This is a genomic window from Psychrobacter sp. DM8 (assembly GCF_051307025.1).
GTDB lineage: Bacteria > Pseudomonadota > Gammaproteobacteria > Pseudomonadales > Moraxellaceae > Psychrobacter.
The window spans coordinates 127937-154598 of record NZ_CP195538.1; the positions used below are offsets into that span (position 1 = coordinate 127937).

General features: G+C 44.5%; 21 protein-coding genes. 18 read left to right on the plus strand and 3 right to left on the minus strand.

Features of this window, described 5'->3' with window-relative positions; translation table 11 throughout:
* Positions 1 to 55: 55 nt before the first annotated feature.
* From hemC to ACR64J_RS00610, 4 genes are read left to right on the plus strand one after another with little or no spacing between them, the layout of a single operon-like run.
* Positions 56 to 1078 carry a hydroxymethylbilane synthase gene (hemC, locus tag ACR64J_RS00595; protein ID WP_435950025.1) on the plus strand — a complete coding sequence of 341 codons (1023 nt, stop codon included), beginning with the start codon at positions 56 to 58 and terminating at the stop codon, positions 1076 to 1078.
* Between the two features lie 48 nt (positions 1079 to 1126).
* On the plus strand, positions 1127 to 2056 hold the full coding sequence (locus ACR64J_RS00600; protein WP_435950026.1) for a uroporphyrinogen-III synthase: 930 nt from the start codon (positions 1127 to 1129) through the stop codon (positions 2054 to 2056).
* Positions 2057 to 2100: 44 nt separating this feature from the next.
* The gene (locus ACR64J_RS00605; RefSeq protein WP_435950027.1) at positions 2101 to 3033 is read left to right on the plus strand and encodes a hypothetical protein; all 933 of its coding nucleotides are present in this window, start codon (positions 2101 to 2103) and stop codon (positions 3031 to 3033) included.
* Positions 3034 to 3067: 34 nt separating this feature from the next.
* Entirely contained in the window at positions 3068 to 3556 is a 489-nt protein-coding gene (locus tag ACR64J_RS00610) for an acyl-CoA thioesterase (RefSeq protein WP_435950028.1), read from the plus strand.
* Positions 3557 to 3650: 94 nt separating this feature from the next.
* Here ACR64J_RS00610 and ribBA read toward each other — a convergent pair whose 3' ends face one another.
* Complete coding sequence (gene ribBA / locus ACR64J_RS00615; RefSeq protein ID WP_435950029.1) at positions 3651 to 4766, minus strand: bifunctional 3,4-dihydroxy-2-butanone-4-phosphate synthase/GTP cyclohydrolase II; 1116 nt, start codon at positions 4764 to 4766, stop codon at positions 3651 to 3653.
* 312 nt (positions 4767 to 5078) lie between these two features.
* On the minus strand, positions 5079 to 6368 hold the full coding sequence (locus ACR64J_RS00620; RefSeq protein ID WP_435950030.1) for a replication-associated recombination protein A: 1290 nt from the start codon (positions 6366 to 6368) through the stop codon (positions 5079 to 5081).
* Between the two features lie 73 nt (positions 6369 to 6441).
* Between ACR64J_RS00620 and ACR64J_RS00625 the strand changes: the two genes are divergently transcribed.
* On the plus strand, positions 6442 to 6990 hold the full coding sequence (locus tag ACR64J_RS00625) for a type IV secretion protein Rhs (RefSeq protein ID WP_435950031.1): 549 nt from the start codon (positions 6442 to 6444) through the stop codon (positions 6988 to 6990).
* Between the two features lie 120 nt (positions 6991 to 7110).
* Positions 7111 to 8013, plus strand: a complete 903-nt coding sequence (locus tag ACR64J_RS00630) for a hypothetical protein (protein WP_435950032.1) — start codon at positions 7111 to 7113, stop codon at positions 8011 to 8013.
* 123 nt (positions 8014 to 8136) lie between these two features.
* On the opposite strand, the gene gltA is transcribed toward ACR64J_RS00630, so the two are convergent.
* Complete coding sequence (gene gltA, locus ACR64J_RS00635; RefSeq protein WP_317199678.1) at positions 8137 to 9417, minus strand: citrate synthase; 1281 nt, start codon at positions 9415 to 9417, stop codon at positions 8137 to 8139.
* Positions 9418 to 10209: 792 nt separating this feature from the next.
* Here gltA and sdhC point away from each other — a divergent pair.
* The 12 genes from sdhC to pgi all read left to right on the plus strand — a co-directional run bounded on the left by sdhC (position 10210) and on the right by pgi (position 26636).
* Positions 10210 to 10599, plus strand: a complete 390-nt coding sequence (sdhC, locus tag ACR64J_RS00640) for a succinate dehydrogenase, cytochrome b556 subunit (RefSeq protein WP_317199656.1) — start codon at positions 10210 to 10212, stop codon at positions 10597 to 10599.
* A 2-nt stretch (positions 10600 to 10601) separates the two neighbouring features.
* Positions 10602 to 11006, plus strand: coding sequence for a succinate dehydrogenase, hydrophobic membrane anchor protein (gene sdhD / locus ACR64J_RS00645; RefSeq protein ID WP_317199677.1), 405 nt, complete (start codon positions 10602 to 10604; stop codon positions 11004 to 11006).
* A 386-nt stretch (positions 11007 to 11392) separates the two neighbouring features.
* The gene (sdhA, locus tag ACR64J_RS00650; protein WP_435950033.1) at positions 11393 to 13243 is read left to right on the plus strand and encodes a succinate dehydrogenase flavoprotein subunit; all 1851 of its coding nucleotides are present in this window, start codon (positions 11393 to 11395) and stop codon (positions 13241 to 13243) included.
* 192 nt (positions 13244 to 13435) lie between these two features.
* Positions 13436 to 14146 carry a succinate dehydrogenase iron-sulfur subunit gene (locus ACR64J_RS00655; protein WP_317199654.1) on the plus strand — a complete coding sequence of 237 codons (711 nt, stop codon included), beginning with the start codon at positions 13436 to 13438 and terminating at the stop codon, positions 14144 to 14146.
* A gap of 536 nt (positions 14147 to 14682) precedes the next feature.
* Positions 14683 to 17559 carry a 2-oxoglutarate dehydrogenase E1 component gene (locus ACR64J_RS00660; protein ID WP_435950034.1) on the plus strand — a complete coding sequence of 959 codons (2877 nt, stop codon included), beginning with the start codon at positions 14683 to 14685 and terminating at the stop codon, positions 17557 to 17559.
* Between the two features lie 110 nt (positions 17560 to 17669).
* A complete protein-coding gene (gene odhB, locus ACR64J_RS00665; protein WP_317199652.1) occupies positions 17670 to 18941 on the plus strand; it encodes a 2-oxoglutarate dehydrogenase complex dihydrolipoyllysine-residue succinyltransferase in 1272 nt (423 codons plus the stop codon).
* A 234-nt stretch (positions 18942 to 19175) separates the two neighbouring features.
* Positions 19176 to 20627 carry a dihydrolipoyl dehydrogenase gene (gene lpdA / locus ACR64J_RS00670; RefSeq protein WP_435950035.1) on the plus strand — a complete coding sequence of 484 codons (1452 nt, stop codon included), beginning with the start codon at positions 19176 to 19178 and terminating at the stop codon, positions 20625 to 20627.
* Positions 20628 to 20769: 142 nt separating this feature from the next.
* Positions 20770 to 21948, plus strand: a complete 1179-nt coding sequence (sucC, locus tag ACR64J_RS00675; RefSeq protein ID WP_317199650.1) for an ADP-forming succinate--CoA ligase subunit beta — start codon at positions 20770 to 20772, stop codon at positions 21946 to 21948.
* Between the two features lie 27 nt (positions 21949 to 21975).
* Positions 21976 to 22851: a succinate--CoA ligase subunit alpha gene (sucD, locus tag ACR64J_RS00680; RefSeq protein ID WP_435950036.1), complete on the plus strand. Its 876-nt coding sequence runs from the start codon at positions 21976 to 21978 to the stop codon at positions 22849 to 22851.
* A gap of 113 nt (positions 22852 to 22964) precedes the next feature.
* Complete coding sequence (galE, locus tag ACR64J_RS00685) at positions 22965 to 24011, plus strand: UDP-glucose 4-epimerase GalE (protein ID WP_435950037.1); 1047 nt, start codon at positions 22965 to 22967, stop codon at positions 24009 to 24011.
* Between the two features lie 75 nt (positions 24012 to 24086).
* Positions 24087 to 24959, plus strand: coding sequence for a UTP--glucose-1-phosphate uridylyltransferase (locus ACR64J_RS00690; RefSeq protein ID WP_435950038.1), 873 nt, complete (start codon positions 24087 to 24089; stop codon positions 24957 to 24959).
* A gap of 15 nt (positions 24960 to 24974) precedes the next feature.
* Entirely contained in the window at positions 24975 to 26636 is a 1662-nt protein-coding gene (gene pgi, locus ACR64J_RS00695) for a glucose-6-phosphate isomerase (protein ID WP_435950039.1), read from the plus strand.
* Positions 26637 to 26662: the final 26 nt, after the last annotated feature.

The following is a 26662-nucleotide window of genomic DNA, read 5'->3' on the forward strand; positions in this document are numbered from 1 at the left end:
ATTTTTTTGCGTCCCTACTTTACGACGTTAGCAATACATTGATTTGAGGTCTTTTATGAGTAACCAGCGACAACCTGCCTTGACTACCCTAAACATCGCAACACGCCAAAGTCCCTTAGCGTTATGGCAAGCTGAGCATATTCGAGATCGACTGCTAGCACTATATCCTGACATGACTATTAATTTGCTCAAAATTGTCACTAAGGGCGATAAGATTTTGGACACGCCTTTAGCCAAAATCGGCGGTAAAGGGTTGTTTGTCAAAGAGCTAGAGGAGGCGTTGTACGATAAACAAGCGGATATAGCCGTACACTCGCTAAAAGATGTACCGATGCAACTACCACAAGGGCTTACGCTTGGCGTTTATTGCACCCGTGCAGCGCCCACAGACGCTTTTGTATCTAATAGCTACCAAAGTATCGATGAGCTACCACAAGGGGCTATCGTTGGTACCGCCAGTCTACGCCGCCAGTGCCAAATAAAAGCCTATCGACCAGATTTACAAATCAAAACCCTGCGCGGCAATGTCGGCACGCGCCTAGGTAAGCTTGATGCTAATGATTATGATGCAATTATCTTGGCAACCAGTGGTTTACAGCGTATTGAGCTTGATGCGCGTATTCGTAGTGAATTGGATATTGATATGTGTCTGCCTGCGGTCGGACAAGGCGCGCTTGCAATTGAGTGCCGCGAAGATGATACGCGAGTAATGGACTTACTTGCGCCGCTGAACGATGACAAGGCTCGTATTCGCCTAATCGCAGAGCGCGCGCTTAATAGGCATCTACAAGGCGGCTGTCAGGTACCTATTGCCGCGTTTGCGGTATTACAAATGGCGGACAGTTTCGATAATAATATGGATAACGGTAATGATGATAATGGCAACACGCTTTGGCTACGTGGCCGCGTAGGGTCTGAGGATGGTAGCCGATTGCTCAAAGCGGACAAACGTATTACCTTGACGGGTACGCAAGATGAGCAAGAGTCGCAGGCTAATGAGTTGGGTATTGAAGTGGCAGATATGCTCCTTGCTAAAGGGGCGGATGAAATATTATCCGCCATTTACCAAAGCCAATAATGTAATTTTAAACAGGCTATTTACGTTATCAAACCTAATGGTATGTCTATGTCATCCGATTTAGATCAATTGTCTGCTGCTTTGTCCTCAAATATAGTGATCAATACGCGCCCAGTAGAGCGCGCCGCGCCGCTGACGCATCTGCTACAAAGCGCTGGACTGACCGTAGTTGATATGCCGATGCTTGCCTTGCAACCACGCGCCATTACTGAGCAAGAGGTGCAGGTGATGAAGCGATGGATGGCAGGTGACTATCAGGCGCTTGTCATCGTTAGTCCAACGGCTGCCGCCTCTGGCCTTGGGGTATGGCAAAAACTTGAACAAAAAGTCCAAGAACAGACAGGCAGTGACTCTTTAGCCTTGCAAGCCCAGTCGCCTGATGTATTTGTACCCAACAAAGCTAACAATGAAGCGCCCAGTCATATTATTGCAGTTGGCACAGCGACAGCTGCTGTCCTACAAAGTGATGAGCGCCCTATCAACTATCAAGTGCTACAACCTATGGTTGCTAACAACGAAGGCATGCTCGCTATGTCTGAGATTGAGTCTCTACAAAAAGGCGATAAATTGCTTGTATGGCGCGGTTTGGGTGGTCGGCGGTTATTGGTTGATACGTTACAGGCGCGCGGTGTCCATATCGATAGTATTGCCTGGTATGAGCGCGTGATGCCTGTTGATGCGCAACAGAGTTATCAGCGCTGGCGTGAGCAGACGACTTTTACTACCTCAAAACCCATTGTCCTTATTAGTAGTGGTAGCGCTTTTGAGCACTGGACAAGTATCGTCACTCAAGGGCGCGCTGCACCTTGCAAATCTTTGGTAACAAAAAAATTTGGGCTAAATGATTTTACTTACATAGTATTAGGCGAGCGCCTAGCTAATATGTTAGATGATGCAAAGCTTGATTACTGGCGCGTAGAGGACTTAGCGCCTGAGACTATACTATCTACTATCCATTCTAACCATCGTACGCTTTAAAATGTTCAACACTAAAACACTTGAAACCATCACGGTGCTGCTCTATGTCAATTCCTCCTAAGCCGTCCTCTTTAGTCCCATCAGCAGATCAGCAGCGCCGACAAGCCAATAGGTTATTGATACGCTTGCAATGGCTGGTGATTTTGCTACTCACTATCGCTTTAGTGTGGCTTTATATTGATCAGCAGCGTTTTGAGAATCAGATCAAAGAGCGTTTGCAAAGTAATGAGCACGTGGTCAGCCGTTTAAATGAGATGGATGACCGCCTGTTTGCAGTTAGCCAGCAGACTTTGCCGCAGCCTAGTAGTGCCGCGGGCAGTCAAGCACAAAATCAGCTCGATTTGTTACGTATTCAAATACAAGCTGCTGATAGGTTGCTTGCTGACGACAACGATAGAGCTGCTATTGAGCTGTTGCGCGGACTGCACTGGCAGCTAGCGCAAGAGAGTAATGAGATTGCGCCTGCGCTTACTATTGTTATCAAACAAGGCTTAACTGAAGATATCGAACGCCTACAAGCGCAATCTTCACAGCCTAGTCCGTGGCAGTTGCAGAACCTCGCTATTCAAAATATTCAAGAGTTTTTGCACAGCCATGAGCGTGATAAAAGCCATGAGCGTTTGGGTAATAGTGATAATACAAAGCTGACGAGACGACAACTGGTAGTTCATGAAGTGATTATGACCCTAAACTTAGCCAGTCAAGCGAGCAACATGCGTGATCAACAACAGCTTGCCAGCTATTTGCGTCAAGCACGTAAGCAGCTACAAACCCTAATAGCCTCATCCGCTAACTCTCAAACTAGAGCGCAAGCAGCTACAAATACCAAGAACCCTGAAAAAGTAGCAACAGCAGTGATGGATGCGCCAAAAAACTTATTGGAGGTCATCAACTGGCTAGACAAGCTCATAGCTAATACGCCAGCACGCTCGCCCTTGTTGACCACGCAAATTTTAGATCAGCCCAATAATAAATAGCTCATAGCTCAACACCCACACAAATAGGCAAATTATGAACCATGCGGCAGCAAATCAACTAAATGCTATGCAAGGAGTAAGTGCTATTCCTGACTCCCTAAAGCACTATCCTGTTATTCATAGCCAGTCGGTACAGTGGGGCGAGATGGATGCCTTTAACCATCTAAACAATGTCGTCTATTATCGTTATGCAGAGTCGGCGCGTATTGCTTACTTACAGGCGCTCGGTATGTTTGATGGCAGCATGGTGACGATGCTGGCGCAGTCAAGCTGTCAGTATTTACGCCCAGTAACTTATCCTGATACTCTGCTCATCGGTGTACGCTGTCAGCGTTTAGGCAATACGAGCATGGTCGTAGAATATAGCTATTACAGTGACGCGCAGCAGGCGATTGTAGCGACAGCTGAGGCGGTAGTCGTGCGTTTGGACGCGACTGGCGAAGTAAAGCTACCATGGACGCAAAAGGAGCGAGAGTATCTCGTTGCGATAGAGTCAAGAGTCGGTCACGCTCCAAAACTATAAGATAATAAGATATGAAGCGCATTATTTAAATAATAAAAAGGCATACCAATAATAATTGATATGCCTTTTTTATAGCGTGTTTTCAGCTTAAACCTTACTCTTCTTGATTGGGAGAATGAACAAAATCAACGACGTTAAGCTCAAATCCTGATAGCGCATAGAACTTCATCGGAGATGACAGCAGACGCATATCACGCACACCCAAATGACGCAAAATCTGTGCACCAACACCGATACTACGATAAGGCTGCTGAGTGATAGTAGAGATCGATTGATTGTCCGACGCTTTGTCCAAAGCATCACCTAAATCTATGGGTTGATGGCTCCCAATCCATACCAGCACGCCGCGCTCAGATGCATTAATCTCTTCCATCGCAGCTTGTACGCTCCAGCCGCCGCGGCCTGTGGCGTCGTTCTTGGCGGCGAATAAATCTCGTAGCGGATGAAACCCATGGACACGTACCGTACTGACGCCTGCGCCAACATCGCCTTTGACCAATGCCAAATGCGTCTCATCAGCACCAAACTCACGAAAACGGTGCAAAGTAAATGTCCCATGTTCAGTCTCAAACGGGTGCGACTCTACTTCCTCAATGGTCTGCTCATTAGCGATACGATAATTGATAAGATCGGCGATAGTACCGATTTTGATATCATGCTCTTTAGCAAATATCTCAAGATCATCGCGGCGCGCCATGGTGCCATCTGGATTGATAATCTCAACGATAACCGCTGCAGGCTCAAGTCCTGCTAGGCGTGCCAAATCACAACCCGCTTCGGTATGACCTGCGCGGTGCAAGACGCCGCCGTTTTGTGCCATGATGGGAAAGATATGCCCAGGTTGTACGATGTCCTCAGGTTTGGCTGAAGAGGAAACCGCTGCTTGTATCGTACGTGCACGATCACCTGCTGATATACCTGTGGTAACGCCTTCGGCGGCCTCAATAGACACCGTAAAGTTGGTACTAAACTTGGCTTCGTTACGATCAGACATTAGCGGCAATTCAAGCTGCTGACAGCGCGCTTGTGATAACGTTAAGCATACTAAGCCGCGAGCATGAGTAATCATAAAGTTGATATCGTCGGCGCGCACGTGAGTGGCGGCCATAATGATATCGCCTTCGTTCTCGCGATCCTCATCGTCCATCAAAATGACCATTTTGCCCGCGCGAATGTCTTCAATAATCTCAGGAATCGTATCTAAACTCATAAAAGGTCTCAATGCTTTATTATTTGTCAGTATAAAAAAAGGGTGAAAGCGAAATATTTGCCTATTGTAGCAGTAGAATAAAAAAAGCGCTGTATAGGTTAGTAAAACCAGCAGCATATAACTATAAATCTTGTAGAAGATATAGTGTTTGTAGCATAGTAAAGCAAGTGACTTATCCGTTTTAGTAGCTTTTATAGCGTACCGCTGTACTTTTAGCTACTTACTTAATGACTCAAAGTCAAATGTCACTATCCTTGGGATACTGTTGACTTAGAAATAATATCAACTTAAAAACACTAGCAACTTAAAAAATTAGTCATTACTCGCCGCTTGGTTTTTAAGCCAATCTATAAACTGTTTGCTATGTTGCTCACGCTGGTTATCAGCAAAATCATAGAAGCGGGTATTGGCTAGATTATCAGGTAAATAAGACTGCGGATAATAGTGGTTGGGATAATCATGTGGATAGGCGTAGCCTTTACCATAGCCTTGATTTTGCATAAGTTTGGTTACGCCATTTCTTAGATGTAGAGGTACAGCAGAGGCATCTTTTTCTGCGAGTGCCATTGCCGCATTGATCGCCTTATAAGTGCTGTTACTTTTAGCGCTAGTCGCCAAATAAACGACAACTTGCCCTAGTATAATACGCGCCTCTGGCATACCGATTGATTGCACGCTCCGTAGTGCTGCATCTGCAAGAAGTAGAGCGTTTGGGTTGGCATTACCAATATCTTCGCTAGCCAAAATGACCAAACGCCGTGCGATAAAATCTGCAGGCTCGCCGCCGACCAGCATTCGCGCCATCCAGTAAAGAGCAGCATCAGGGTCAGAGCCGCGTACGGACTTAATCATGGCAGAGACGATATCATAGTGCTGCTCGCCATCTTTATCGTAACGCACCAGTGCAGTCTGTGCCACGCGCCCAATCAATTCATCATCGATAACGAGTGGTGACTGCGCAGGATCAGCGGTCTGTACTGCAAGCTCTAATAGGTTTAAGGCTTTTCTAGCATCGCCATGAGCGAATTGGCTGATAATCTTTTGCGCTTGTAAGTCTATAGTTAACTTTTTAAGGATATTGTCCTCTAAGAGCGCGCGATCTAACACCGCATGGATCTGCTCAGAATTGAGCGACTCTAAGCGGTACACTTGGCAACGTGACAGCAATGCATTATTGACACTAAATGAGGGGTTCTCTGTCGTTGCACCAATCAAAGTAATGTCACCTGATTCTACTGCGCCAAGCAGAGCGTCTTGCTGGGCTTTATTAAAGCGATGAATCTCATCAATAAAGACGACAGGCGACTCAAAACTCAGCGAGTCCTTAGTGTCCAAGACTTCGCGCAGCTGCTTAACGCCAGTATTGAGTGCTGACAGCGCATGAAACGGTCTATTTACAGCATCAGCGAGCAGCATGGCAATAGTAGTCTTGCCAATACCCGCCTCGCCGTGCAAAATGATAGAGGGCAGATGGCCTTGTTCTACCAAACGTCGTAGTGGCGCGCCTTTTGCTAGCAGGTGCGTTTGACCGATAATCGCCTCCAAAGAGGATGGGCGCATACGCTGAGCAAGTGGAGTATCAGCATGAAAGGTAGAGGACATAGCATTCTCAAAGTTTGCGGCAATAGACCTAAACAACAGGGCCTAGGTTGTATCGATATATGGAATATTAATAATGACAGATCGACAGAATAAAAGACGCTGGCATCGATATTTAAATGCAATACGCACTGTAAGCTTTTATCAAAAGCCGCAATCACGGTATCTCACCAGTGGCGAGAAGGCGCTGGCACGTAGCGTATTCGGCGATAGTCTCAATCTTGATGCCGTCAAGCTTAAAACCGCTTGGTGGGTACTCAAAAATTATGCGGTTAGCCCTAATGGCAATATTTACTTCAATCCGTTAGATTGGATAGAGGACTTTAGCCATACCACGCTTGGCAAACAAAGCTGGCTGATACATGAGCTTACGCACGTTTGGCAGTTGCAGCAGGGTATCAAAGTGGTTCGCGGCGCGCTTTTAGATCGCCGTTATCAATACATACTCAAAACTGGCAAATCATTTTTTAAGTATGGCATTGAGCAGCAAGCGCGTATGGTACAAGATTACTTTTTGCGTCGCGAACGCGGTCAAAATTGTCAGGATTTACAAGCTTGTATTCCATTTTTAGTTGTGCCAGCCAAAAATCATAGCAAAAACACTGACAGCTCGTTCATAGTTTAATCTTCTACTTGTGCATAATCATCTATAAGATAAAAACCGTTTGTAAATTATCAAACATGCCCTAAATAAGCAATGGATTGCCATACTGATTTTAATTTTTAACAAAGGATTTGTATTCTGATGTTTAAATTTTTGTTACCTACTTCTAATTATAAAGGCGCTACGCGTGCGCGTCATGCGATAAATTTGACGGCATTAACTCTGATAGGCTCTTTGCTACTCACCGCATGCAATCAGCCAGCCAGCCCTGATGTGGCACCAGAGAGTCAAGAGGTAAAGACAGAGGAGCAGCAGCGCGCTGAGGACAGTCAATCCGTGACTCAAAGCGATTCCGCTACCGCTCGCATTGAGCAGTTTCAGCCTTTGTACGTCGAACAAGTACTAGGGCTGCAAAGACGCTTGCAGGCAGAGTATGAGTCCTTACAAGCAGCGGACATATCAGAGAGTGAGACCAGTCTGCTCTCCAATTCCACTCAAACACAACCCAATCAAGCGTCTGCTACTGAATCAACTAATGATCAAGCTGCAACTGCTGAGTCAGCACCAACGGATACGCAAGAGAAGAGCTCTGATATCAATACCAGTACAGAGGTGGGTGAGCGCGACTTGTCGGTACTCAAACGCATTAGTTTAGAGCCGCGCAAACCTGATATGTTGACACAGGAGCAAATCATAGAAAACTATCAGCAAGCTATGCAAGCGCTCTATGAGCCTGTCACTAGTGAGATGAGCGCAAAAGATACCGACACCTTACTCAATATTGCCGCTTTAATTCCGCAGTTGTTTGAGCATGCCGAGATTGCTAATAGGGTCAATGCCAAGAGTCCTGCACTGGCGCGATTAATTATTCAGCGTCAAGTCTGGCAGCAGATAGAGGCGCAGCAAGTGCTAGATATGCAGCAATTAAAACTATCACAGCAGCAAGAATTTGAGACTTTAATGAGTAAATTTAACGATACTATTAAAGATTACGACGAACAAATCGCCAAATATGAGCAAACGCTAAAAGAGTTCCAGCAGTAAACGATAAAAGGTGCCGCTTCATCTATAACATTTATAGTGAACGGACTCTACTTTGGAGCTCACCAAAAAATCCCGCACTATGGCGGGATTTTTTGGTGAGCTTATTTTAATAAACTTGAAGACCTATTTACGGTCTTCAAGTTTAACAAAATCACGCTTGGTTTCACCTGTATACAACTGACGCGGACGACCGATTTTGAATGGCGTGCTGTGCATCTCAAGCCAATGGCTGATCCAGCCAGAAGTACGAGCTAGTGAGAAGATAACAGTAAACATTGACGTTGGAATACCAATAGCTTTTAGGATAATACCAGAGTAAAAATCAACGTTTGGATACAAGTTACGCTCGATGAAGAACGGATCTTCTAAAGCAATCTTTTCTAGCGCCATAGCCAGCTCAAGTTTTGGATCATCAATGCCCAAAGCTTCTAGTACTTCATCAGAAGCCTTTTTGAGCACTTGCGCGCGTGGATCAAAGTTTTTGTACACGCGGTGACCAAAGCCCATAAGTTTGACTTCACGGCTTTTCACTTTTTCCATAAATTCTGGCACGTTTTCAACAGTACCAATTTCATCTAGCATCTCAAGCACAGCTTCGTTTGCGCCACCATGTGAGGGGCCCCAGAGGGCTGCGATACCAGCTGCGATACAAGCATAAGGATTTGCGCCAGTAGAGCCTGCTAAGCGCACAGTAGATGTTGACGCGTTTTGCTCATGATCAGCATGCAAAGTAAAGATTTTGTCCATAGCATCAGCGATGATAGGATTTACTTTGTAATCAACGTCACCTGGGGTGGCAAACATCATGTACAAGAAGTTTTCAGCATAGCTAAAGTCTTCACGCGGATACATGAACGGCTCGCCTTGTGAGTACTTGTAGCTCATAGCAGCTAGCGTTGGCATTTTAGCGATTAGGCGAATAGCAGTAAGCTCACGATCATGCTCATTACTGATGTCTAAGTCTTCGTGATAAAACGCAGATAAAGCACCGACTACGCCGACCATAATAGCCATAGGGTGGGCGTCACGGCGAAAGCCTTCAAAGAACTTACGCAATTGATCATGTACTGCTGAATGCTTGCGAATCTTTGCAAAGAAATCTTCTTTTTGCTCGCTATTTGGTAGCTCACCATTGATGAGCGCGTAAGCCACTTCTAGGTATTCAGCATTGTTTGCCAATTGATCGATAGGGTAGCCGCGATGCAATAGCTCACCTTTACCGCCGTTGATAAAAGTGATTTTTGATTCAACAGGAGCTGTGACCTTAAACCCAGGGTCATAAGACCAGTAGCCTGCTTCTTGTAAGGCGGCAACATCAATAACCGACTGTCCTAAAGTACCGTCAGTAATGGGCAGTTGGTACTCATTACCATCTACACTTAGCGTGGCACTCTTATCAGCCATATTGTTATCAGCCATAATTTCCTCTCCATTGGTTTTAATTTATAAACACAAATATAAAATCGACGCTTGGTAGTGCGTCACTACTAGTCAAACAAAGATATAAATTCAACTAATGCGCTATCTTATCTATATTAGCAGCAAACCGTAGTGATTTGAAAAGACTTTTAGCGTCCATACCACCGATTTATAGGATTTGGTGGCACTGAGACGAGGTTATTATTGTATCAAAATATGTCTGTTCACTCATTTCTTCAAAAACGGCCTTTATCTAGATAATTGCTGAGCTATAGCAGTTATTTTGTCTAAACCACAAGTTATAAACAAAATGAGCAATAATAGCTGAGTATTGCGCAGTGTTAATAGGGCGTTAAAACCTTTTTATAAGTCATTATTTAGAGGATAAGTTTGTAATTAGTGCTCAGTCATTTTATAATTGAGACAATTTGGCTAAAGCAAACTTTGTTGTTATGAGTAGATGACGTTACCTTACCTACGGACTACTTATATTTTGTTACGATAAACGCTGATATTTATGAGATAGACATACTTTATAACTTGAATGTTTTTGTTATTTGTTCTATTTTTAGATAGTCTATCTTGAAGTCATTCTTAATAATGAAAGTGATTGAGACAGTTAAGAATGCCATCTGGTTGGATTAGATGATATCGGTACAAAATAAACAAGGTCAATTAGCTTTTCCTTACTTTATTCGCCTCATGATTTGCACTGTGCTTATAGCTTTTATAAAGTTTAAGTTTTGGTAGCAAAAACAAGAGTATAACCGCAAAAGGATGACCGCTGTGAAAAGCAACCGACCCATTGATCTGCCTATGAGTCAGGTGATTAGCGTTAATGCAAAATCACCTATCGCCATCGCCTCAATATTACACCGTATTTCCGGTATTATTCTATTTTTACTCATCCCTGTCATGCTCTGGTTGCTACAAACTTCTTTGGCATCGCCTGAGAGCTTTGCAACTGTATTTGACAATGTGTTAGTGCGTTTTGTCGCTTGGATATTTGTCGCTGCTATCTCTTACCATTTTGTGATGGGTATGAAGCATCTATTCGCTGACATGGGTATGAACGAAGAGCTAAAATCTGGTCGCACAGCTGCTGTTGTCAGCTTTGTAATCGCTGCGATTTTGATCGTCGCGTCATTTATATGGGTGATGTTCTAATGATTAAGAATAATTCAGGTATCAAAAGCGCAACAGGTTTGACAGGTTCAGGATCACGCGATTGGATTGTGCAACGTTTTGGCGCCGTAGTATTGGCTCTGTATAGCCTAACTCTGCTCGGCTTCTTTTTGACTCATGGTAGCGTGGACTTTTATGAGTGGTTCGGTTTTATGAACAGCTTACCTATGCGCCTGTTTAGCTTAGTCGCGATTATTGCTCTAGCAGGTCACGCTTGGGTTGGTATGTGGACCGTATTTACAGACTATATTACTACTAGCAAAGTCGGTGCAAAAGCTGCAGGTTTGCGCTTAGCATTACAAGCTTTGATGGTTGCAGCTATCTTGGTTTATGTATTCTGGGGCATCATGATTTTTTGGGGTAATGGCTTTAATGTCGTTGCCGTTTAATCAATAGCTTGTTTGCTTGATGACTTTTTTATCAGTACTAATTTTTGGTTAATTGCTTGTAAATACAAACTGTTAAGTCATATTTATAAGCAGATAAAGCGTTTAAAAGTAGTCAGTCGATGACTATATAGAATAGTAGTCATTCCTAATGTCCTAGATTGCCAGTAGTACAAGGATATACAGTCAGGCTACTAACACTGATAAAGGGGGCTGTAAGGACCATATTGTTCATATTTTGGCAAAGCGTTTGACTACTATGATCAACACAACCCTTATGCATAATAATATCGCTCTTATATCGCCAATAGATATAGATCAATCTATCAGACAATCCTTATTTACTTCACAAGTACTACTTATTTTGAGTACTAACTAGGAAGATCACAATGGCAACTAAACAAGATAATACTATCAGCAACATTAAGACCTTGAATTATGATGCCATCATTGTTGGTGGTGGTGGTTCAGGCATGCGTGCTTCGTTGCAATTAGCAGAAGCGGGTATGAATGTCGCTGTTATTACTAAGGTATTCCCAACGCGCTCGCATACGGTCGCAGCCCAAGGCGGAATTGGTGCAAGTCTTGGTAACATGAGTAACGATAATTGGCATTTTCACTTTTATGACACCGTAAAAGGTTCAGATTGGCTGGGTGACCAAGATGCTATTGAGTATATGTGCCGCGAAGCACCAAAAGTCGTTTACGAGCTTGAGCATATGGGTATGCCATTTGATCGTAACGAAGATGGCACTATCTATCAGCGCCCCTTTGGTGGACATACCTCAAACTACGGTGAAAAAGCGGTACAACGTGCTTGCGCTGCAGCTGATCGTACTGGTCATGCGCTATTACATACGTTGTATCAGAAAAATTTAGAGCAAGGCACGCAGTTCTTTGTTGAGTGGATTGCTCTAGATTTGATCAAAGATGAGGCAGGTAACATCAACGGTGTTGTTGCTTTAGAGCAAGAGACAGGTACAGTTGCTGTATTCCAAGCACCGATTACCGTACTTGCAACAGGCGGCGCAGGTCGTATTTTTGAAGCCTCAACCAACGCTTACATTAATACAGGCGATGGTATAGGCATGGCAGTACGTGCAGGCGTGCCGTTAGAAGATATGGAGTTTTGGCAGTTCCACCCAACAGGTGTTGCAGGCGCAGGCGTTCTGTTAACCGAAGGGTGCCGAGGCGAAGGCGCAATCTTGCGTAACAAAGATGGCGAAGCCTTTATGGAGCGTTACGCGCCAACGGTCAAAGATCTAGCGCCGCGTGATCTCGTCTCACGTTCTATGGATCAAGAGATCAAAGAAGGTCGCGGCTGTGGCCCTAACGGCGACTACATCGTGATGGATATGACTCACTTAGGCGTTGAAACCATTATGAAGCGCTTGCCATCAGTATTTGAGATTGGTAAGAACTTCGCAAACGTTGATATTACTAAAGAGCCCATTCCTGTTATTCCAACTATTCATTATATGATGGGCGGTATTCCAACCACGATTCATGGTCAAGTCATCAAGCCTGATCTTGAGGCGGGTACAGATGAAGACGGTCTATACACCGAAGGCAAAATCGTAACGGGTCTTTATGCTATTGGCGAGTGCGCTTGCGTAAGTGTACATGGTGCTAACCGTTTAGGTACCAACTCACTCCTTGATCTATTGGTATTTGGACGTGCTGCTGGTAAACACATCGTTGATGAGTTCCATCAAAACGATCACAACTATAAGCCTATGGATCCGCGCGTCCTTGATTATACTGTTGGACGTTTAGATAAATTGCAGCAATCTACTGAAGGTCACAACGCACAAGATGTGGCAGATGAGATTCGCGCTATTATGCAGACGCATGCCAGTGTATTCCGTACGCAGGCGATGATGGATGAGGGTGTTGAGAAGCTATTGGCACTTGGCGAAAAAGTTGAAAACATTCATCTAGCAGATAAGTCGCATGTATTTAATACAGCGCGTATCGAAGCTTTTGAAGTGGCTAATCTTTATGAAGTCGCAAAAGCCACTATGATATCGGCTGCTAGTCGTCATGAGAGCCGCGGCGCTCATAGTGTTGCTGATTATGATCGTCCAGAAGATGATGATTATGCTCCTAACGGTCGCAATGATCACGATTGGATGAAGCATACCTTATGGTATTCTGAAGGCAACCGTATCATCTACAAGCCTGTACGCAAGATACCACTGACAGTAGATTACATCGAACCTAAAGTTCGCGTTTACTAACTTTAAGTTCATTGAGTAGGTTATACCGCTATACTTATTCTAGAATGAGTATTTATACTAGGATAAGTAATAGCTACGTTATATTATCAATTCATCTATGACAAAGGATGATCGCCAGCTATAGGTTAGGTGAGTGCTTAAGGCGCTATTATTCTAACAAGCCAGCCATTATCTAGTGTGGAGTTAAGCATTATGAGCAGAGGTAACCGCACCATTGAGATATATCGCTACGATCCTGATCGGGACGCAGCTCCGCGTATGCAAACTTACAATATCGAGCTACTAGAATCAGATCGTATGTTGCTTGATGTCTTGCTACGTCTAAAAAAAGAAGACGAGACTATTACCTTTCGCCGCTCATGCCGCGAAGGTATCTGTGGTTCTGATGGTATGAACATCAATGGCAAAAATGGGCTAGCCTGTTTGTTAAACATGAACACTTTGCCTGAAAAGATTACCATTCGTCCACTACCAGGCTTACCAGTCGTTCGCGATTTGGTTGTCGATATGAACCAGTTTTATGAGCAGTACGAAAAGGTACATCCATATCTGATTAACGATCAGCCTGCGCCGCCAACCGAGCGCTTGCAATCTCCTGAACAGCGCGAGGAGCTAAATGGTCTGTATGAGTGTATTTTATGTGCTTGTTGTTCGACCAGTTGCCCATCATTTTGGTGGAATCCTGATAAATTTTTAGGTCCGTCAGCGCTATTGCATGCTTATCGTTTTGTAGCAGATAGTCGTGATAGTGACGCGCAAGCACGCTTAGCACGTCTTGACGATCCATTTAGCTTATTCCGCTGCCGCGGTATCATGAACTGCGTTTCTGTATGTCCAAAAGGTCTCAACCCAACTAGAGCAATTGGTCATCTACGTAACATGCTTATTGACCAAGCAGGCTAATATGCTTTATTTGTTAGTCTTTTGAAATTAAAAACACCGCCGAGTGACTTGGCGGTGTTTTTTTTGATAAGATTAAGACGCTCTACAGAACTGACAATCTTTTATAAATTTATAGTTTGAGAATTATTAGGTATAATAGTGTGATACTAAATATTTATTAGGTAAATACTTAGTATTGAATAAACAAACTACATCACCTACTTGCCTCATGATAGGGTAGGTAGCATTATCAATTGTATAGGCAAAAGCGACTATTTTGAGTCAAGGAATGACGAATTAATAATAAGTTATATAGTTATCCAAAAAATAGCTCGCTAAAGTTGTTAAAACAATTTGGTTATGACGTGTAGAAGTATATATAAAGATTTGTTTTGAGACGAGACTATAAAGAAAACTGAGCATTCACAAATAAAGAATACGGTAGCGTTGTAAGTTAACAAATAGTTTATATGCCATGTCTTTCGTGCTCATATAAATAATAACTACTTCAAGAGTTATCATATTTCATTCATTTATCTATCAAATAGACGGTTATTATGAATAGTACAACTAAACAAGCAGATGGCTTAGTTCATAGTGAACTTGCCGCTGATAATGCATACTATATTGAAGCGCTTTATGAGCGTTTCTTAGATGATCCTAATAGTGTTGATAGTGATTGGCAAGATTACTTTAAACAGTACCAATCACCAAATGATGCCAAACACAACGCCATTCAAGACCAGTTTTTGTTACTGGCGCGCAATCAAACAGCGAATAAAGGTGGTAGTTCTAAAACGACTACAAGCACTGAGATTGACTGCGCTGATCCTAAACAAATGGGCGTACAGCAGCTGATATCAGCGTATCGTCGTCGCGGTCATCGTCATGCCAATCTCGATCCTTTAGGACTGCATCCGCGGCCAGAAGTAGAGGACTTGACGCTGGCTTATCATAACCTGTCAGAAGCTGACTTGGATACGATATATCCGACCAATGATTTAAATATCGGTAAGACTGAAGCGCCGCTACGTGAGATTATCGAGATCATGGAGCGCGTCTATTGTAGTTATATCGGTGTTGAATACATGCACGTGACCAGTAGCACAGAAAAACGCTGGATGGAAAAGTATTTAGAAAGCAACTTGGGGTACATCGAGTTCGATAAGGAAAAGCGTTTATCAATCTTAGAGCGTCTAACTGCTGCTGAGGGCCTAGAGAAGTATTTGGCACGTAAATATACAGGCGTTAAGCGTTTTGGTTTAGAAGGTGGTGAAAGCTTTATTCCTGCAGTTGACGAAATTATTCAGCGCGCTGGTGGCTATGGTACCAAAGAGATGGTCATTGGTATGGCCCACCGTGGGCGTTTGAACCTATTGGTCAATATATTAGGTAAGAACCCTGCTGACTTGTTCGACGAGTTCGATGGCAAAGTACAGCCAGAAAAAGGCTCAGGTGATGTTAAATACCATAATGGGTATTCATCAAACGTGATGACCCCTGGTGGTGAAGCGCATTTGGCTCTAGCTTTTAACCCATCTCACTTAGAAATCGTCGCGCCAGTGCTACAAGGCTCAGTACGGGCTCGTCAAGTTCGCCGTAATGATCAGCCAGGCTTTAGTGGTAAAGATGGTAATTCAGTACTGCCTATCGTGGTTCACGGTGACGCCGCTTTTGCAGGTCAAGGCGTGGTACAAGAAACTTTTCAGATGTCACAAACGCGTGCCTACACCACAGGTGGTACGGTACATATCGTTATCAATAACCAAGTAGGCTTCACGACCAGTCGCCAAGAAGATTTGCGTTCAACTGAGTACTGTACTGATGTGGCAAAAATGGTACACGCCCCTATCTTGCACGTAAACGGTGATGACCCTGAGTCTGTGATATTTGCAGCTCAGCTTGCGCTTGATTATCGTCATGAGTTTGACAAAGACATTATCATAGATCTGTTTTGTTATCGCCGTAATGGTCATAACGAAGCTGATGAGCCGTCAGCCACGCAGCCGCTCATGTATGCGGTTATCAAAAAGCTACCGACTACGCGTACGATTTATATCAACAAGCTTATCGAAGCTGGAGTCATTACCAGTGAAGATGCGACTAAATACGAAGATGAATACCGTGAGTCTTTAGATCGCGGCGAGTATGTTGCCAATTCGTTAGTCAGTGAGCCCAACGAAAAGCTATTTGTAGATTGGACACCGTATTTAGGTCATGATCTGGTCGATGATTGGGAAACTGGTGTCGATATAGACAAGCTAAAGACATATGGTCGCCGTATGGCTGAGGTGCCAGAGGACTTCAAATTACAGCGTCAAGTCCAAAAAATGATGGAACAACGCTTGGCTATGCAAACAGGTGAAGAACCCCTGAACTGGGGCGCAGCTGAGACCCTAGCCTATGCATCACTGGTAGACAACGACGAAGTCTTGGTGCGTATTACTGGTGAAGATGTAGGACGTGGTACTTTTTCGCATCGTCATAGTGAGATTTTTAATATCAATGATGGCAGTATGTATGTGCCGCTAGCTCACATTAGTGAAACGCAAGCACGATTTGCGACCTACAACTCACTATTATCAGAAGAGGCGGTACTAGCCTTTGAATATGGCTATGCGACCACAGTACCCAATGCACTGATCATCTGGGAAGCACAGTTTGGTGACTTTGTAAACGGTGCGCAAGTGGTTATCGATCAGTTTATATCGAGTGGTGAAACCAAGTGGCAACGTGTTTGTGGTTTGACTATGCTATTGCCACATGGCTATGAAGGTCAAGGCCCTGAGCATTCCTCAGCGCGTCTTGAGCGCTTCTTACAGCTGTGTGCTGAAGACAATATGCAAGTGATTACGCCAACGACACCTGCACAGATATTCCATGCTTTACGTCGTCAAGCGATTCGCCCTATCCGTAAGCCCTTAATTGTAATGTCACCAAAGAGCTTATTACGTCATAAGTTGGCAACGTCACACTTAGAAGAACTTGCAAACGGTAAGTTTGAAACGATATTGCCTGAGATGGATGAGCAAAATGCGGACAACATCACGCGTCTAGTACTGTGCGGCGGCAAAGTATACTATGATTTGCTGGAACAGCGCCGTGAGCTTGGACTCGAGCATGTGGCTATTGTGCGTATCGAGCAGCTATATCCTCTACCAGAGGCACGATTGATTAGTGAGATCGAAAAATATAGCAATCTAAAAGAGATCGTCTGGACGCAAGAGGAGCCACTTAATCAAGGCGCTTGGTACTACTTAGCACCGCACATGTTCCGTATTGTGGTTCCGCATCCAACTAAAGCAAAAGTTATGGAACCGGTTGCACGTCCACCAAGTGCTGCACCTGCAACGGGCTCGCCAAAGTTACATGCCCAGCAGCAGCGAGAATTGGTTGCCAAAGGTCTTGGTGTAAGCGTTGATGAGCTGTCTTAACAAAATTTTTTATATCGTAAATTAATCAAGTGATGATAGCTCAATATAATCTCATACGTTTATCATCACGACCCAATAATGAGCAGTATCCAAATCTAAGGAGTTTATCGATGGCTGAGATCAAAGCCCCCGTTTTTCCAGAATCGGTTGCCGATGGCACGATCGTTGAATGGCACGTATCAGAAGGTCAGCAAGTAAGTCGTGATGACTTATTGGCTGAAATTGAAACTGACAAAGTTGTATTGGAAGTGGTTGCTCCTGATGATGGTGTTGTGACCAAAATCGTCAAGCAAGTTGACGACACGGTCGAATCAGCAGACCTGATCGCTGAGTTTGAGTCTGGCGCTAGTGGCGATGCTGGTGGACAAGACGCTGATACTAGCGATAGCTCACAGACAGAGACGCCAGCGGTCAACCCAGATCAGCCTGCAGCTCCCGTACAACCTAAGCAAGAAGGCTATGGTGATACTCCAAGCCGTCCAGAAGCTCCTGAAGCTGATCATAAAGATCAAAGCCCAGCAGTACGTAAAGCGGCAAAAGAGTCTGGCGTTGATCCAAAGAATGTCGAAGGTAGTGGCCGTGATGGTCGCGTGACTAAATCAGATATGGCAAGTCCAAAACTTAAATCAGACAGCTCTATTAAGTCTGATAGCGGTACTCCAGTTGCTGAGTCGACAGGCGAGCGTACTGAAAAACGCGTTCCTATGACGCGCTTGCGTAAACGCGTCGCTGAACGTCTATTATCAGCAACGCAAGAGACCGCCATGCTGACGACGTTTAACGAAGTCAACATGAAGCCACTCATGGACATGCGTACCAAGTATAAAGATCAGTTTGAAAAACGTCATGGTGTGCGTTTAGGCTTTATGTCTTTATTCGTCAAAGCGGCAACAGAAGCGCTAAAACGTTTCCCAGCGGTTAATGCGTCATTAGATGGTGATGACATCGTTTATCACGGTTACTATGACATCGGTGTTGCCGTATCGTCAGATCGTGGTCTGGTCGTCCCTGTCCTACGCGATACCGATCAGATGAGCATGGCGGATGTTGAAAGCAAAATTCGTGAGCTTGGGGGCAAAGCGCAAGAAGGCAAGCTAGGTCTTGATGAGATGATTGGTGGTACCTTTACGATCTCAAATGGCGGCGTCTTTGGTTCATTGATGTCAACGCCTATCTTGAATCCGCCGCAAACGGCTATCTTAGGCATGCATGCTATCAACGATCGCCCAATGGCAGTTGATGGTAAAGTTGAGATATTACCTATGATGTACTTAGCCTTGTCGTATGATCATCGTATGATCGATGGTAAAGAGGCCGTACAGTTCTTGGTCACACTCAAAGATTTGGTTGAAGATCCAACCATGCTGCTATTAGACTTATAAGTCTTAAAGCTTGTATTGGCAACTGCCGATACAAGCTTTTTACCTTTGCTATGAGTAGCTCTGCTTGTTGTCATAAATATCTCTTAGCCTTTTCACAGCTTAGCTATTCTAGCAACCTTCTTTTCATTTATAGTCATAAAGCATCATTTAAAGCTTGTTTGCTATAAATACAATCTATTGTCTACGTATGATAGATCACTCATTTAATAAATAAAAATATTAAGGAAACTCATTATGAAAGACAGTTATGATCTAGTCGTCATTGGTGGCGGTCCTGGTGGTTATGAAGCCGCTATTCGTGCAGGTCAATTGGGTATGAGCGTGGCTTGTATCGAAAAACGCGTCTATAAAGGCGAGCCTGCGCTTGGCGGTACGTGCTTGAACGTTGGTTGTATCCCATCAAAAGCACTGCTTGATACTTCACATCGTTATGAGGCGACCCAGCATGATCTTGATGTGCATGGTATCAGCACAGGTGATGTGAGCATCGATATTGAAAAAATGATTGAGCGCAAAGAAGGCATCGTCAAGCAACTGACGGGCGGCGTGGCAGCACTGTTAAAAGGTAATGGTGTTGAGTGGTTACAAGGCTGGGGTACACTAGTTGACGGTAAGGGCGATGACAAAAAAGTTAAATTTGTTGCTTTAGAAGATGAAAGCGAGAGCACCATTACTGCCAAAAACGTTATCTTGGCTTCAGGTTCTATCCCTATTGATATACCAGTAGCAAAAGTCGATCATGAGCATATCGTTGACTCGACAGGCGCGCTTGATTTTACCGAAACTCCCAAACGCTTAGGCGTCATTGGTGCAGGTGTCATTGGTCTTGAGCTAGGGTCAGTATGGCGTCGCCTAGGTAGTGAAGTCGTCGTCTATGAAGCTTTGCCTGAGTTTTTGGCAGCAGCTGATAAAGATATTGCCAAAGAAGCGCGTAAGATGTTCAAAAAGCAAGGTCTTGATATCCGCGTTGATACCAAAGTGACCAATGCTGAAGTTAAAGATGGTCAAGTCGTGGTCACTAGTGAAAACAAAGGTGAGGCGTCTGATGAGAGCTTTGATAAGCTGATCGTATGTGTCGGTCGCCGTGCTTATTCTGAGAAACTACTTGGTGATGACAGTGGCGTAACCTTGACCGAGCGCGGCCTTATCGATGTTGATGAGCAGTGCAAGACTAACTTAGATGGCGTATACGCTATCGGTGATTTGGTACGCGGTCCGATGCTGGCGCATAAAGCGATGGAAGAGGGCATGATGGCTGTTGAGCGTATTCATGGTGAAAAAGCTCAGATCAACTATGACACGATTATCAATGTCATTTATACCCATCCAGAAATTGCTTGGGTAGGTCTCACTGAGCAAGAAGCCGCTGATGCAGGCTATGAAGTCAAAACAGGCTCATTCAACCTAGCCGCTAACGGCCGCGCTCTGGCACAAAGTGAAGCGCAAGGGTCTATCAAAGTTGTCGCTGATGCCAAAACCGATCGCCTATTAGGTATGCATGCTATCTCTGCAGGAGCTGGCGACATTGTTCATCAAGGTATGATCGCAATGGAGTTCGTCTCAAGCATTGAAGACTTACAACTAATGACCTTTGCTCATCCAACAATCTCTGAGGCCGTACACGAAGCGGCACTATCAGCAGATGGACGTGCTATTCATGCTATCCAGCGCAAAAAACGTAAGTAGTTAACAGTTTTGCTTTAGCAAAATAATAGTTTGATTAGGCAACATAGCAGAACTCATTACGATGAGTTCTGCTGCTATGGTAAATTGCCTGATTTCACATTTTTACTCTCTCTTATTTAGATAATAACGAAGGATACAAGCAATGAATTTACATGAGTATCAAGCAAAAGAGCTGCTAAAAAGCTACGGCTTACCGATTCAAGAAGGTATTGTCGCTTATAGTGGCGATGAAGCCGCGGCAGCTTTTGACAAAACGCCGACGGATATCGCAGTTATCAAAGCGCAAGTTCACGCTGGTGGCCGCGGCAAAGCAGGCGGCGTTAAACTGGTCAAAACCCGCGAAGAAGCCAAAAAAGTGGCTGACGAGCTGATCGGTACCAATCTAGTGACCTTTCAGACCGATTCTGATGGCCAACCGGTCAACTTTGTACTCGTCGCAGAAGACATGTACCCAGTACAAACTGAGCTCTATCTTGGCGCTGTCGTTGATCGCTCAACACGCCGCGTGACCTTTATGGCCTCAACCGAAGGCGGCGTCGATATCGAAGAAGTTGCCAGTCAAACGCCTGAAAAGATATTTAAAGTCAGCGTCGATCCACTAGTGGGTCTGATGCCGTATCAAGCTCGCGAAGTCGCGTTTAAATTAGGTCTAGAAGGCAAGCAAGTCAATCAGTTTGCAAAGCTCATGAAAGGCGCGTATCAAGCTTTTATTGACAATGATTTTGCTCTGCTTGAAGTCAATCCATTAGCAGTACGTGAAAACGGCGAGATCGTCTGCGTCGATGGCAAAATCGGTATCGACTCAAATGCACTATACCGTCTGCCAAAAATCGAAGCTCTGCGTGATAAGTCGCAAGAGAATGAGCGTGAGCTTAAAGCATCAGAGTTTGATCTAAACTACGTAGCCCTAGAGGGTAATATTGGTTGTATGGTTAATGGTGCAGGCCTCGCTATGGCGACCATGGATATCATCAAGTTATACGGCGGTAAGCCTGCTAACTTCTTGGACGTGGGCGGCGGCGCGACCAAAGATCGCGTGGTTGAAGCGTTTAAGATTATCTTAGAAGATAGCAGTGTTGAAGGGGTCTTGATCAATATCTTTGGCGGTATTGTACGCTGTGACATGATTGCAGAGGCGATTATCGCTGCAGTCAAAGAAGTAGACGTGCAAGTGCCTGTAGTCGTGCGCTTAGAGGGTAATAATGCTGAAAAAGGCCTACAGATTTTAGAAGAGTCTGGTCTAAAGCTTACCTCAGCGCAAGGTCTTGCAGACGCGGCGCAAAAGATCGTTTCTGCAGTTACCACAGGTATCGTCAACTAAAATAATGATCAAAAGTAGGAAAAAATAATGAGTGTATTAATTGATAAAAATACCAAAGTATTGGTACAAGGTTTTACGGGTAAAAACGGTACGTTTCATTCTGAGCAAGCGATTGAGTACGGTACTAAAGTAGTCGGCGGCGTGACTCCAGGTAAAGGCGGTCAAACGCATCTGGGTCTACCTGTATTTGATACTATGGGCGAGGCCATGGAAGCGACGCAAGCGGACGCGTCTGTCATCTATGTACCAGCGCCCTTTGTACTAGATTCAATCGTTGAAGCTGTAGACGCAGGCGTTAAACTTATCGTTGTTATCACCGAAGGCGTACCGACTTTAGATATGCTAAAGGCCAAGCGTTACCTTGAAGCTGCAGGCGATGTACGCCTTGTCGGTCCAAACTGCCCAGGCGTTATCACGCCAGGCGAGTGCAAAATAGGTATCATGCCAGGTCATATTCATCTGCCAGGCAAAGTGGGTATCATTTCACGTTCTGGTACGCTGACCTATGAAGCCGTTGCGCAAACGACAAAGCTAGGTTTTGGTCAATCAACTTGTATCGGTATTGGCGGCGATCCTATCCCAGGTATGAATCAGATAGACGCGCTAAAACTGTTCCAAGACGATCCACAAACCGAAGCCATCATCTTGATCGGTGAGATTGGCGGTACGGCTGAAGAAGAAGCGGCAGCGTACATTAAAGATAATGTGACTAAACCTGTTATCGGTTATATCGCTGGTGTGACGGCACCTGCTGGCAAGCGTATGGGTCACGCAGGCGCGATTATCTCTGGTGGTCAAGGCACAGCCGAAGAAAAGTTCAAAGCCTTTGAAGACGCGGGTATCGCTTATACACGCGATCCCTCAAAACTAGGTGACAAGCTAAAAGAAGTCACTGGCTGGTAATGCGTTAAAAGCTACATAAGTTTGGCAGATAACTATTTAATTATATTGATATACTATAAAGACACTTCACAATGAGGTGTCTTTTTTTATTCTTATATACTTTTGGTTATATTATGAAGCACAAGATTCTGGTCACAGGCGGCGCAGGTTATATAGGGTCTCATACTTGCATTGCACTATATCAGGCAGGGTATGAAGTGGTTGTCTTTGATAACTTATCTAATAGTAGCGTTGAGGCGCTCAATCGTGTCTCAACGCTCATTGGTGAGTCCATCGAATTCATTGAAGGCGACATTCGCGACCGCAGAGCACTACAAAAAGTATTCGCTCAACACGAATTTTTTGGCGTTATTCATTTTGCAGGACTAAAAGCGGTTGGTGAGTCTGTCGCCAAACCTCTGCTTTATTATGACAACAATGTTAGTGGGACTATTACACTACTTGACATTATGAGTAAATTTAGCGTTAAAAGTTTCATCTTCTCTTCGTCAGCAACGGTCTATGGCGATGCTGAAATTTTACCTATTGATGAAAGCTCTCCTCGTTCTGCGACCAATCCTTATGGTCAAAGTAAGCTGACGGTTGAACACATCTTAGAAGATTTAGCAGTAGCAGATAAAGACTGGAATTTGGTAACTTTGCGCTATTTTAATCCGGTAGGCGCGCACTCTTCAGGTACAATTGGTGAGGATCCAAATGACATTCCCAATAACTTGATGCCGTATATCTCTCAAGTTGCCGTCGGCAAACTTGAAAAGTTAAATATCTTTGGTAATGATTACGCCACTATTGATGGTACGGGTGTCCGTGATTTTATTCATGTGACTGATTTAGCATCAGGTCACGTTGCCGCTTTAAATTATTTAAAGCAGCAAGACTGTGCAAAAGAGAGTCGCTCAGTAGGATTTTTACCCATTAATTTGGGTACGGGTAAAGGGACTTCCGTTTTAGAGTTAGTCGATACGTTTGCTAGTGTAACTGAGCAAAATATTCCTTATCAGTTTGCCGAGCGCCGCGCGGGAGACATCGCCAGTTGTTACGCTAGTGCTGACAAAGCAAAAACATTGCTGGACTGGGAAGCTAAGCTATCTATCATCGATATGTGCAGCGATACTTGGCGCTGGCAAAGTCAAAACCCTAATGGCTATAATGCCTCTTAAATTTGATGCTATTGCATGTTACTTTTAATTAAAACGCTTTATCTACACTAAAACCTTTTGACGCAGATTCTATTTATGACAAAAATTACTCATGCTGTTATTCCTGTAGCAGGCTTTGGCACTCGAATGTTGCCATTATCAAAATCAGTACCCAAGGAGCTGTTGCCACTAGGCAATCGTCCCGCTATTCATTATGTGGTCGAAGAGGCCATTGCTGCTGGTATCAAGCACATCGTGTTAGTCGGTCATGCACAAAAAAGCGCGATCGAGAACTATTTTGATACCAATGCAGAGCTGGATCATCAGCTTCGGCAAAAAGGCAAAGACGCGCTTGCTGATAGTTTAAACTGGTTACCGAAGGATGTCAGCGTATCTATGATACGTCAGGGCAAAGCGCTAGGTTTAGGTCACGCGGTGCTAGCTGCGCGCCCCATTATCGGTGATAACGATTTTGCGGTGTTGCTACCAGATGTGGTGCTGGATCCTTTTACCACTGATAGCCAAAGCGATAACTTAGCTTTTATGATTAAACAGTTTGCTGATGATAGGCATTCGCAAATACTAGTGGATCAAGTGGCTGACGAAGACGTACATAAATACGGTATTGCTAAGCTCAGTCAAGACTTTGCTACCCAAAACGATAATACTTCAGAAAATATGAGTTTTAAAGTTGCAGGATTTGTAGAAAAACCTAGCCTAGATAAGGCGCCATCTCGGCTGGCTGTCGTAGGCCGCTACGTATTTAGCAATCAGATATTTAATTATCTGGCGAATACTACTGCTTCTGTTGGCGGTGAGATTCAACTGACCGATGCGATCGATGCTCTAATCAGTCAGTATGGCGTCAATGTCACGACAATGCGCGGCGATAGTTATGACGCAGGTGATATGCACTCTTATATGCAAGCGTTTATCTATTTTGCCCAGCAACAACTTGATAATAATTAAGACATGGATGTAAAAATGCAAAGCTACAGCGCTAATAGTGCTCGCCACTCAAAACCATGGCAGCAGCTGCAAGACCTTGCCAAACAGTCCTGGTCACTTGCTGAGCTGTTTGCTAAAGACTCTGCTAAAGGGGACGCGCGTACGACGCGTTTCAGTACGCAGGCAGGTGAGCTGTATATGGATTACAGCAAACAATGTATCGATGAGACGGTATTGTCGACGCTTTTAGACCTGGCTGACAGTTGTGATTTATCTGGACGTATAAAAGCCTTGATGCAAGGCGCTATGGTCAATACCAGTGAAGAGCGTGCTGCTTTGCATACGGCGTTACGTCTACCATCAACTGCCAAACTGCAAATGGGTGAGCAAGATGTTGTGGCTGATGTACATAAGAGTCTATTGCAGGTAGAGCGTTTGTCCAAACGTATTAGAAATGGCACGTGGCGCGGGTTCTCGGGTAAAGCAATTACCGATGTGGTCAATATCGGCGTTGGTGGTTCAGACCTTGGGCCGTTGATGGCAGCGACTGCTCTTGATGAATGGTCTGATACCGATATTAGGGTACATTTTGTCTCCAATATGGATGGCTCCCAGCTCGATAATTTGCTCAAACGCTTAAATGCAGAGACCACGCTGTTTATTATCTCCTCCAAATCCTTTGGTACCGTTGACACCTTATCCAACGCGAAGACGGCGCTGTCATGGCTGCTAGCAACCGCTAAGCGCCGCGATGGTAGTGAGGATAGCGTATTACGTCGGCACTTTATCGGTATATCTGCTAATAACGAAAAAATGAGCGCTTGGGGTATTCATCCTGAGCACCAGTTGCAGCTTTGGGATTGGGTCGGTGGACGCTTCTCTTTATGGTCAGCGATTGGTTTAGCCATTGCTGTGCGCATTGGTATGAGTCAGTTCCGTGAATTGCTCGCTGGCGCGCACAGTATGGATGAACATTTTGCCCATACTGATTTTGCGGATAATTTGCCTGTGCTACTGGGTTTGCTCGCGGTTTGGAACAGTACGTTCTTGCAAATACATGCTCATACCGTACTTCCATATGATGGCAGACTGAGCTATTTGCCCAGTTATTTGACGCAGCTTGAGATGGAGAGTAATGGTAAGTCGGTCACTCATGATGGCACTCGCGTTGATTATAATACCTGTCCAATTCTTTGGGGAGAAATTGGATCTGATGCTCAGCATGCGTTTTATCAGCTACTTCATCAAGGTACTCAACACGTTTCTTGCGACTTTATCGCTTGCGTGCGTCACTACAGCGATGAGCTACAAAATGCCTCCTTGCAGCATCAGCATGAGCTATCTTTGTCTAACTGTTTGGCGCAAAGCCGCGTCCTAGCCTTTGGTAATGCAGCAATCGTTGAGAAGACTCATGCTTGCGAGGCGGACAAGTACAAGCATTACCGTGGTAATCAGCCCTCAACTACGCTATTGCTCGACAAACTCACGCCGCATAGCTTAGGCGCGCTTATTGCCTTATATGAGCATAAAGTTTATGTCATGGCTAGTATTTGGGATATTAATCCTTTTGATCAATGGGGCGTTGAGATGGGTAAACAGATGGCAGAGACGGTTTATCATGCCCTGCAACAAGACGGTAGCGAGCAGTTTGATAGCTCGACCAATCAGCTGCTTGCCCATATCAAACAGCTGTCTTGATACTGTTTGTAGTTAAATTTAGATGA

Excerpts from the sequence above, each read along its gene's own strand:
- ribBA (WP_435950029.1), bottom strand. The coding sequence starts at position 4,766 with ATGAGTTTAGATACGATTCCTGAGATTATTGAAGACATTCGCGCGGGC.
- ACR64J_RS00630 (WP_435950032.1), top strand. The coding sequence starts at position 7,111 with ATGTTTAAATTTTTGTTACCTACTTCTAATTATAAAGGCGCTACGCGT.
- sdhA (WP_435950033.1), top strand. The coding sequence starts at position 11,393 with ATGGCAACTAAACAAGATAATACTATCAGCAACATTAAGACCTTGAAT.
- ACR64J_RS00655 (WP_317199654.1), top strand. The coding sequence starts at position 13,436 with ATGAGCAGAGGTAACCGCACCATTGAGATATATCGCTACGATCCTGAT.
- hemC (WP_435950025.1), top strand. The coding sequence starts at position 56 with ATGAGTAACCAGCGACAACCTGCCTTGACTACCCTAAACATCGCAACA.
- ACR64J_RS00610 (WP_435950028.1), top strand. The coding sequence starts at position 3,068 with ATGAACCATGCGGCAGCAAATCAACTAAATGCTATGCAAGGAGTAAGT.
- gltA (WP_317199678.1), bottom strand. The coding sequence starts at position 9,417 with ATGGCTGATAAGAGTGCCACGCTAAGTGTAGATGGTAATGAGTACCAA.
- odhB (WP_317199652.1), top strand. The coding sequence starts at position 17,670 with ATGGCTGAGATCAAAGCCCCCGTTTTTCCAGAATCGGTTGCCGATGGC.
- sdhC (WP_317199656.1), top strand. The coding sequence starts at position 10,210 with ATGACCGCTGTGAAAAGCAACCGACCCATTGATCTGCCTATGAGTCAG.
- galE (WP_435950037.1), top strand. The coding sequence starts at position 22,965 with ATGAAGCACAAGATTCTGGTCACAGGCGGCGCAGGTTATATAGGGTCT.
- ACR64J_RS00660 (WP_435950034.1), top strand. The coding sequence starts at position 14,683 with ATGAATAGTACAACTAAACAAGCAGATGGCTTAGTTCATAGTGAACTT.
- ACR64J_RS00600 (WP_435950026.1), top strand. The coding sequence starts at position 1,127 with ATGTCATCCGATTTAGATCAATTGTCTGCTGCTTTGTCCTCAAATATA.
- ACR64J_RS00620 (WP_435950030.1), bottom strand. The coding sequence starts at position 6,368 with ATGTCCTCTACCTTTCATGCTGATACTCCACTTGCTCAGCGTATGCGC.
- sucC (WP_317199650.1), top strand. The coding sequence starts at position 20,770 with ATGAATTTACATGAGTATCAAGCAAAAGAGCTGCTAAAAAGCTACGGC.
- lpdA (WP_435950035.1), top strand. The coding sequence starts at position 19,176 with ATGAAAGACAGTTATGATCTAGTCGTCATTGGTGGCGGTCCTGGTGGT.
- sucD (WP_435950036.1), top strand. The coding sequence starts at position 21,976 with ATGAGTGTATTAATTGATAAAAATACCAAAGTATTGGTACAAGGTTTT.
- pgi (WP_435950039.1), top strand. The coding sequence starts at position 24,975 with ATGCAAAGCTACAGCGCTAATAGTGCTCGCCACTCAAAACCATGGCAG.
- ACR64J_RS00625 (WP_435950031.1), top strand. The coding sequence starts at position 6,442 with ATGACAGATCGACAGAATAAAAGACGCTGGCATCGATATTTAAATGCA.
- ACR64J_RS00690 (WP_435950038.1), top strand. The coding sequence starts at position 24,087 with ATGACAAAAATTACTCATGCTGTTATTCCTGTAGCAGGCTTTGGCACT.
- ACR64J_RS00605 (WP_435950027.1), top strand. The coding sequence starts at position 2,101 with ATGTCAATTCCTCCTAAGCCGTCCTCTTTAGTCCCATCAGCAGATCAG.